The organism is Furfurilactobacillus siliginis (assembly GCF_001437435.1).
In the GTDB taxonomy this organism is placed as follows: Bacteria; Bacillota; Bacilli; order Lactobacillales; family Lactobacillaceae; genus Furfurilactobacillus; species Furfurilactobacillus siliginis.
This window is the reverse complement of record NZ_JQCB01000026.1, coordinates 1-8,284: the sequence shown is the minus strand read 5'-3', so window position 1 is coordinate 8,284 and position 8,284 is coordinate 1. Positions and strand designations below refer to the sequence as shown.

The 8,284-nt window shown below is 42.7% G+C and carries 4 protein-coding genes; 1 reads left to right on the top strand and 3 read right to left on the bottom strand.

The window, feature by feature from the left end; genetic code table 11:
• From IV55_RS10440 to IV55_RS09900, 3 genes are all read right to left on the bottom strand, one after another.
• Nucleotides 1-1,936, bottom strand: a 1,936-nt coding sequence (locus IV55_RS10440; protein WP_191979322.1) for a hypothetical protein, incomplete at its 3' end; no start/stop codon positions are given.
• 30 nt (nt 1,937-1,966) lie between these two features.
• Nucleotides 1,967-5,263, bottom strand: a complete 3,297-nt coding sequence (locus tag IV55_RS09905) for a KxYKxGKxW signal peptide domain-containing protein (protein WP_057811747.1) — start codon at nt 5,261-5,263, stop codon at nt 1,967-1,969.
• A 555-nt stretch (nt 5,264-5,818) separates the two neighbouring features.
• Nucleotides 5,819-6,877, bottom strand: a complete 1,059-nt coding sequence (locus IV55_RS09900) for a glycosyltransferase (RefSeq protein ID WP_057811746.1) — start codon at nt 6,875-6,877, stop codon at nt 5,819-5,821.
• A 167-nt stretch (nt 6,878-7,044) separates the two neighbouring features.
• On the opposite strand from IV55_RS09900, the gene IV55_RS10595 reads away from it, so the two are divergent.
• Nucleotides 7,045-8,142, top strand: coding sequence for a CatB-related O-acetyltransferase (locus tag IV55_RS10595; protein WP_057811745.1), 1,098 nt, complete (start codon nt 7,045-7,047; stop codon nt 8,140-8,142).
• The last annotated feature ends 142 nt before the right edge of the window (nt 8,143-8,284 follow it).

The following is an 8,284-nucleotide window of genomic DNA, read 5'->3' as shown; positions in this document are numbered from 1 at the left end:
AGGTTGATCCTGACTGACTCTCGCTCAATGAAGTTGAACCAGATTGACTTTCACTTAGTGAAGTAGAACCTGACTGACTTTCACTTAGTGATGTTGAGCCGGATTGACTCTCACTTAATGAGGTTGATCCTGATTGACTTTCACTTAGTGAAGTAGAACCAGATTGGCTCTCACTCAAGCTAGTTGAGCCAGATTGGCTCTCACTTAATGAAGTTGATCCTGATTGACTTTCACTTAATGATGTTGAGCCGGATTGGCTCTCGCTTAATGAAATAGAACCAGATTGGCTTTCACTTAGTGATGTTGAGCCGGATTGACTCTCGCTCAATGATGTTGAACCTGACTGACTTTGACTCAAGCTAGTTGAGCCTGACTGACTTTCACTTAATGAAGTTGAGCCGGATTGACTAATAGACATCTGAGAGCCATTAACTGTTACTGACCCACTGACGGTCATCTTTGACGTGTCATAATTGCTGCCTAATGCATCCTGAACAGCTTTCAATCCATCAGCATTTAATCCTGAAACGGTGTAGATACCAACTTTAATCGCTGGTCCATTAGTCAATGTAACATCAGAAACGTTTAGTGAAGCTGTTTTACTCTCTGGCAACCCTGGTGCAAAAGTAACTGTCAAACCTGTACTATCATGACCTGTTCCATCGTAATCAACCGTTGTTGTTCCATCGACGTTATTTACGACGAACTTGTTGATTGTTAACTTACCTAACTGTGTGACACTTGCAGGTGTAAATGGCGCATCAACGCCGAGCAGCGTTGCTAAATCAGCAAGCCCTTTAGCATTTAGATGCAAGTCGTAAGTGCCGACATTTTGAAGCTGTGGATAAACATCGTTAGTCTGATCATTTGGTCCAAAGTCTTCGTAAGGTAAGGAATAGGTCTTGTTATCTACCGTAACAACGGGAACTTTAGGTCCAACTACCTTATCACCGAATGTGATCGTCGTATCGCCAATTTTGGCATCAACAACTTTAACGTTAACCTTCGCTGTCAGAATTTGTCCCGTATTAGTATCAGTCCAAGTGTACGTAATCGTCCCATTACCAGGCTTGCTAGTATCAAGGCTTGTGGTCATTGCTAAACTTGGATTGTTGAAATCAATAGGGTTCTTCGTTGAATCAGTTGCCGTAACAATACCGAAGCCTTTATTAACCGTCGTTCCCACAGGAACAACAGTAGCAGCAGTTGTTGTTAATACACTGTTAACTGGAACAAATGCATACGTCAATGAAATGTTAAGTCCCTTTGACGTCATGTCCTTTGTAACAACAGTGCCATCCATTCCTGTTAAGAAACTAGCTAATAACTGAGGATCGTACTTATCAACACCACCGAAGAAATCAGAAAGCGATTCATTTTCTTGCTGTCCGGTAACTGGATCAACAGCATGGAAAGTCGAATTCTTGAAGCTGATTTCATACCCGGCTGGGATTGATATTGGTGCCTTAAAGCTCAGGTTTTGTCCTTCATAGAGGTAGATTGTTTCTACCTTACCGTAAGGCGCTCCATCTTTCGTGTATTGGGTAACTTGGTTAACCCATGTGTCACCCTTCTTGAGGATGGTAACCTTACTTTGTGCAGTTGCAGTCGTACCGTTAGCGTCTGTGTAGGTGAAGGTGTACGTACCAGTAGAACCAACTGCTGTAAAGTCGATTGCTGGATTAGGTGCGGTAACTGTCACTTGGCTAGCAGTAATTGGTCGACCTTGTGAATCAGTACCGGCGACAAACAGTGTCGTTGGATCAAAGTTTGTCGTACCAGCTAGAACACCGTATGAACCAAGCGCATAGATCTTGGCTGTAACTGGTGCATAAACAATGTTCAACGTTGCTTGACCATTTGGTGCCGTTGCAACTAACGCATTGATTGCATTAACTACATCACCAATTTGTGCCCCGTAAGTTGACAGTGCCAATGCACCCTTACCATCACCGGCATCAAATGTTTACTTGGTCAAGTCAACTGAATAACCGGCTTGACTTGTTGGGTTGGTGAAGTTAAAACGATTTCCTAACGTAAGCTTATTGCTGGTTGTTGACGACGCAATTTTACCGTCAGTAGAACTTACATTAACGGTAACGGTCATTTGACCTTCGGGAGCGACCGTATAATTAAACGTCAGACTGTCAGTTGCCTTGGGTGCCATGCTCTGAGTCGTTTTGTCAGGAATAAAACCAGGAACTGTTGGGGCAACGAACGTTTGGTTGCGTCCAACAACACCATACTTAGTTTGTGCAGCTGGATAACCAAATGAGGCATCCTTAGAAGATAGATTAAGCTCGATAACAGCAGTCTGTTGAGAAGTGAAACCATCACCGAACGCCCGAGTAACACCATCGGCTACCAGACCGCCTAAATCCTTATCTGGAATTGCAACATTGGAATTTAATACACTTGGCCCGTTGTTAATATAGTTAGTTGTTGCAGTCTGTTTGTTGAACTCTGCAACCCCTTTTTTGAACACGGTATTATCAATCGTGGCCTGACCATTGTAGGCTGAAACATAGCCACGTAAAGCAATTTGATCCAGCACACCAGGGAAGTCCGGTGTCAAGTTAGCAGTCGTTGTGCCAAGCGTTATACCAGACAACAATAAGGATGATGTTACCGTACTTGGAACGCTGTTGATGGCCTGTACGTTACCATCAAGTTCTCTATGCGATTGTACATTAGCATCCCCCATCCCAAGCTGTATAACGTTTTGAGAGCGATTTAATAGGTAAGTAAACACCGTATCATAATCTGACATTGGAATTGGGAGGTTTGGTACATCGGTCTGATTAGCGATCGCCGGGTTAACAAACACTGGCGTTGCTTTCCGACCCTGAGCCGTTGGATTTGCTAGGAAGTCATTGACCGCCTGCATAATCGCATTGTATTCAGCATCGTAAACTGAAGCCAATTGTGCATTCGCAGCCACACCAGAAGGGGCATAGTTGTAGTTTGTACCACTCCCAGAAGTTTGTGAAGTAAGCCGTTGCAATGTAGCCAAATCATTAGTTTGGAAAATCTTTGTAATGGTAGCATCAATCGTAGGCTTGGGGGTTGCTGCTTGCCCGTTTGCTAGCAATTGAACATTTGCTAATGCGTCTTTAATTGCTTGCTGAATAACCGGTGCATCATACCGTGAAGCGAAGTAAGCACCAGCGGCAGCGTTCAATGTGCTGACATTGCTTGCATCCTGCGAGGTTGTAAACGTTGAGCTCTTAGCAATATTCGCAGCACTGTCCTTTGTCCATGCCTTAGTATCGCCGGACCAACCGCTTAACTTAGTGAAGTTAGCAAAGTCTGTCGCACCTGTTGCACTCTGTTTCCCACTGAAAATATTGGTTAAAACATCAGTTTGACCAACGGCGGCTTCTTTCAAAATTGTACTCAAAATACCATCGGAAATAGCCTTGTACATGTCACCACCAGCAGAACTAGCAGCAACACCACCAAAACCAAACACACTGACTAATGACTGTAGCGTCGCGTTCAAACTCATGGCAGAAGTGAAGTCTTTAGGTAGATCAACCCCACCTTGGTTTAACCCTAACGCACCAACGTTATTAAATGCCTGGTACATGATGACACTTTCAATTGGTTTGATGACGGCACTAATCATGAAACGAACAGAACTAATCAACCGGGTAATTGGATAGGTAATTTCATCATTGTACGCTGATGTACCGGTACCAAACCTATTATTCAGATCAGCCGTACTCATCGGAGTAGGCGCAGTTGCTTGGAATGGCGCAGTTCCAACTGGTCCACTACCCGAGCTAAACACACCAGTAAGCGCATTAGCGAAGAATGAACCAGCGTCACTGATACTAAAGGCACCAGCGTTCATTTGTGAAACATCATATTTCGTATTATTTAGGAAGTCATTAACTTTCTTTGGATCACTAAAGTTAGCCTTAAGTTGCGCAATGTAGTTCGTCCACGCATCATAAAATTGTTGAACACCACCGGCGACCCCTTGGTACCAGCTAGATTGAACAACTTTACCGGCATTATTAGCATCCGGACCATAAAACGGCCAACTGCCGCTACCATGGTTATACCAGCCTCCACCATTACTAGTGGACCATCTTGTCCCGGATGAGAAGATATCAGCACCATTAGACGGCACGGATAAACCTAAAATCTTCAGAATAGCTGGACTAACGGTTCCATCACTGCTCAGTGCTTGGCCACCATTTGCTCTAACTGCATCAAACAACTTGGAAATCGTAACAATATCAGAGTTAATATCATCTGGATCTCTACCTGCAGCAGTCATCGCTGTCTTCAGGCCACCATTGATCAGAAAGGTTGCACTCGAAATTCCTTTCATGTCATCAATTTTGTCATAAGCCATCCAGTATCCGGCATTGTATGACTCACTTTGCAGGACATTAGGATCAGTCGTTGGCGTGACAACTTGTGCGGCGTCAACAGCCGCGAACGAAACAGGATGCCCAGTTTCAGCCGCGTAGGTCTTTAAAGCGACCTTTGTATCATTAATTTGTTGCTGTGTTGGGTTAATTAAGGTAACGCCATTTTTGACAACGGTCCCGTCAGCTAATTGACCAGACACAGTGTTGCCTGCATCAAGCGCACTAACGGCAGCCTTAGTTGCATCGCTCACTGGAGCAGCGGTCTTTGCATCTGCGCTGGTTGTTGATGACGTTCCTGTAGCAGCTGTTGTATTTTGGTTAGTTAACTGATCGTTCGTAGCAGCGACACTAGCATCCTTAGTAGCCGTGCTATTAGGCTTAGCAGCAGCTGAATCAGTCCCTTTAGCCGCTACTGAGTTTGCATCAGTCGATTTGCTATCAGCTGTCGCACTATCGGCAGTCTTAGCTGAATCTTGTTTGCTAGCCGCACTACTCCCTTGTTGATTTGCTGCTTGGCTTGCATCTTGAGCAGTAGTTTCATCTGTTGTACTAGCAGTCGTCTTTGCGTCTTGAGCAGACGTAGCGGTACTAGTTCCTTGTTGATTTGACGTCTGACTTGCATTTTGTGCAGCAGATGCCGGATCAGCAGGAATGACCGCACTTTGTTTATTCGCCAGCACGCTATCATTGTCAATCGCCTTACTTGCTGTTGTCGTGTTGGCAGCAGTTGTATCGGCTTTGGCAGACATTGCCCCGCCTAGAATTCCCGTGAAGGTGGCAATTCCGGCAAAGACCCATTTCTTACCATCTTTGTACATCTTATAGTGATCTTTTTCCTGCAGTTGATCAAGTAAGAAATCTCGTCTCCAAAAACTCATTTGCCTATCCCCCAATCAAAAATTACGCTAACAAACTACTGTAACTTTAAAAATTACAGTAGTTTGCAGCACCCACAATTAATCCCATCAATTATATTGTAATAACAATTAAGCAGAAAAAAGATTGTGTGCAGTTAAAAATATTTTTATATACATTAACACAGGTATCTCGCGAAGTCACCTATCTACTACATGAATGCAGAATGACTATAAATCGCTAAGCAGCAGTGTGATATGTCGGCTAATTAAAACGAAATCAGCCACCTGATCAAGCAATAAAATAATTTATAGGAAAATTGCGCACAATTTGCTTGTGAGTAATATCTTTTTACATTTTCTATATTAAAACATTTTTACTATAAAACAATCTCTTTGATACGTTATAATGCTATGGATAGTTAATGGTATAGTTGCTTTACTATTTTTCTACTTAGAGCACGTTGAGGTTCCGCATTTTAGCGCTTTCAAAAAAATATATGAAATTATTTATATTTTTTTGAAGGACGCTAAAAAGACTGCAGTGATGGCGTTGCTTCATCCATCACTGCAGTCTTTTTATAGTCCAGCTAAGTCAATTTGTTCAATTTTTTGTAATGCGCTTAATAATGCTTGCTGCGTTAATGCACCAGAAGTGATGTAACGTCCCATGTGCTGTGCATTCGATACCAATGTCTGATAACGATCTTCTGTGACTGCTTCAACGCTCGCCTTTAACTCACTGATGTCATCGATCACGATTCCAACGTCGTTACGTAAGACAAATTCCGCAGCAGCGGCCCCCGACCAAATAATCAGTGGCATTCCCGCTGCTAAGTAGGCCGATACTTTATGGGGAAAGTTAACACGCTCATACTCTTGGTACTCACCAGTGTCCCATACAACTCCAAAACTACCTTCCGCTTGACTTGGTAATGCCACCGCTGGCACTAGCCCCTTAAAGTGTAGCTCTGGATGATTCGCTAGTGCTTCCTCATATTTCGGTGTCTTTTGTCCATAGATGTTAAACTCCATGCCTGAATCCAACACCCAAGTAGCTTTTCCTAAGGATGAGGCCAAACACAATGGATCACTTAACGAATGTTCACGTGGTGTTAATTCCATTGGCACGCGATAGCTGAATGGTCCCTGAACCACATAATTCAGTTGTTTGTCAGTCCGCTTCTGCAGTGCTTCGGCCATCGCTGTCGTATGCACAACGATTACGTCAAACAACGGTAAAATCAAGTCTGGCGTTCGACGACTATAAATTTCTTTCAATGGATCAAAGTGATCATCATTAAATTCGGCTGGTTCAGCAAGTGGCGCATAATCATGAATATATCCAATAACTTTACCACCCATTGCATGAACTTTTTCAATGAAGCGAATAACGTTAAGACCCCGAATAAATAATGGGAATTGTAGTACAAAGACATCGTTTGGTTTAAAACCGGCGAGCATGCCATCCTGACGTGCACTTAAAATATCGTCTGGTTCATCAGGCCATACATAGGGGAAGAAATTCATTGGCAAGGCTCCCAACGTGCCACCAAACTCAAGCACATCAAGACGCGCTTTATTCATTGTTGCCACACCGTCTGTTTGATAATGAAAATTGCTAATCCAAACTGTCATCTAAGTTCACCTTCACCTTAATTTACTATTATTATTATTAATAGCGTATACTAATTTTTAAAGCCTGTCTGCATCTATTGTAATTATTTTCGTTCAATAATTCGGCAGGCCACCTCGTTACCGTACGATAACGAATGGAATAATCGCTAAATTCAAGGAGATCGATTATGGATTTATGGCACTTTTTGACGACTCATTACTTCACTTACAGACAAGCAGATAATCCAAACTACTTTGCAACACAGCTGGTTCTAGATCCCAGTGGGTATGTTGCAAACTATCTAAATGGAAACGAATTCACTTGGTCCTTAGAGAATCAAACATTGTCATTTCACGCCCGTGATGGTCACATTACAACATCATTCACTGCCGTAGAAGACTACTTAGGCGGACTGCGCTTAACTGGTGCCTTTAAAGATGCGGATAACACAATTCACGAATTGGCTTCAACAGCTACACAAGAAATTGGTGATCTTGCTAGAGTTGAAATTGGGTTTCCATTAACAAACCGAATCAAGCAACTTTTTACTGATAATCACATCTACTTTGCACGTACACAGATTGACTCCAGAAATGCACTTGATTCCATTCAACGAATCTATGTCACTCCTACCTGGCAGATGCAAGCAAACGCCTGTTATAAGATCTCACCATTTAGTGACGTCTGGCTTCCATCCGTGGGCTCGTATACATACATCGAAACGCCGCCCTATTGGCACCATGTTCCGATTTCGTTTGGAAACTATGATTCCATTGCAGTTGGTGTGTCCCTAATGGGTGATCAGCATCCAACGGATAGGTTTACAACTAGTCCACTTAGTGGTATCAATCGTCTTGAGCCATGGTCCCAGCAATCTGAAGACTTCACACCAATTATGTATGATAAAGAAAATCTGAAATCAACAACTATTGGTCATGATGTTTGGATTGGTAGCGATGTCCTGTTGAAGCGGGGTATAACAATTGGTGATGGTGCAATTGTTGCCGCAAAAGCGGTTGTAACAAAAGATGTGCCTCCTTACGCAATTGTTGGTGGCGTACCTGCAAAAATAATTCGCTATCGATTCCCCAAGGATATCATTGAACAGTTACAGCAACTGAAGTGGTTTAACTACGACTACATGAGTTTCAAGGGTATTTCAGGCGACGAATCAATTGAATCCTTCATTAAAAAGTTCCATGCCGGTCTTGATCATGATATTCGTCCCTTATCACAAAATAAAGTAACGTTTGCAGATTTAGTTGCAGCCTATCGAACAGAATAAAATCTATACTAAAGCACATTAGTCATTCTAATGTGCTTTTTTGTCATTTTAGCAACTTATTGAGCTGCAGCTAATTTTTTTAATGCAAAAAAAGACACCATCATTTCTGACGGTGTCTTTTACATTGCATGGCGACGGCCTA

Coding starts and splice junctions, on each gene's coding strand:
- IV55_RS09905 (WP_057811747.1), bottom strand. CDS start 5,263: ATGAGTTTTTGGAGACGAGATTTCTTACTTGATCAACTGCAGGAAAAA.
- IV55_RS09900 (WP_057811746.1), bottom strand. CDS start 6,877: ATGACAGTTTGGATTAGCAATTTTCATTATCAAACAGACGGTGTGGCA.
- IV55_RS10595 (WP_057811745.1), top strand. CDS start 7,045: ATGGATTTATGGCACTTTTTGACGACTCATTACTTCACTTACAGACAA.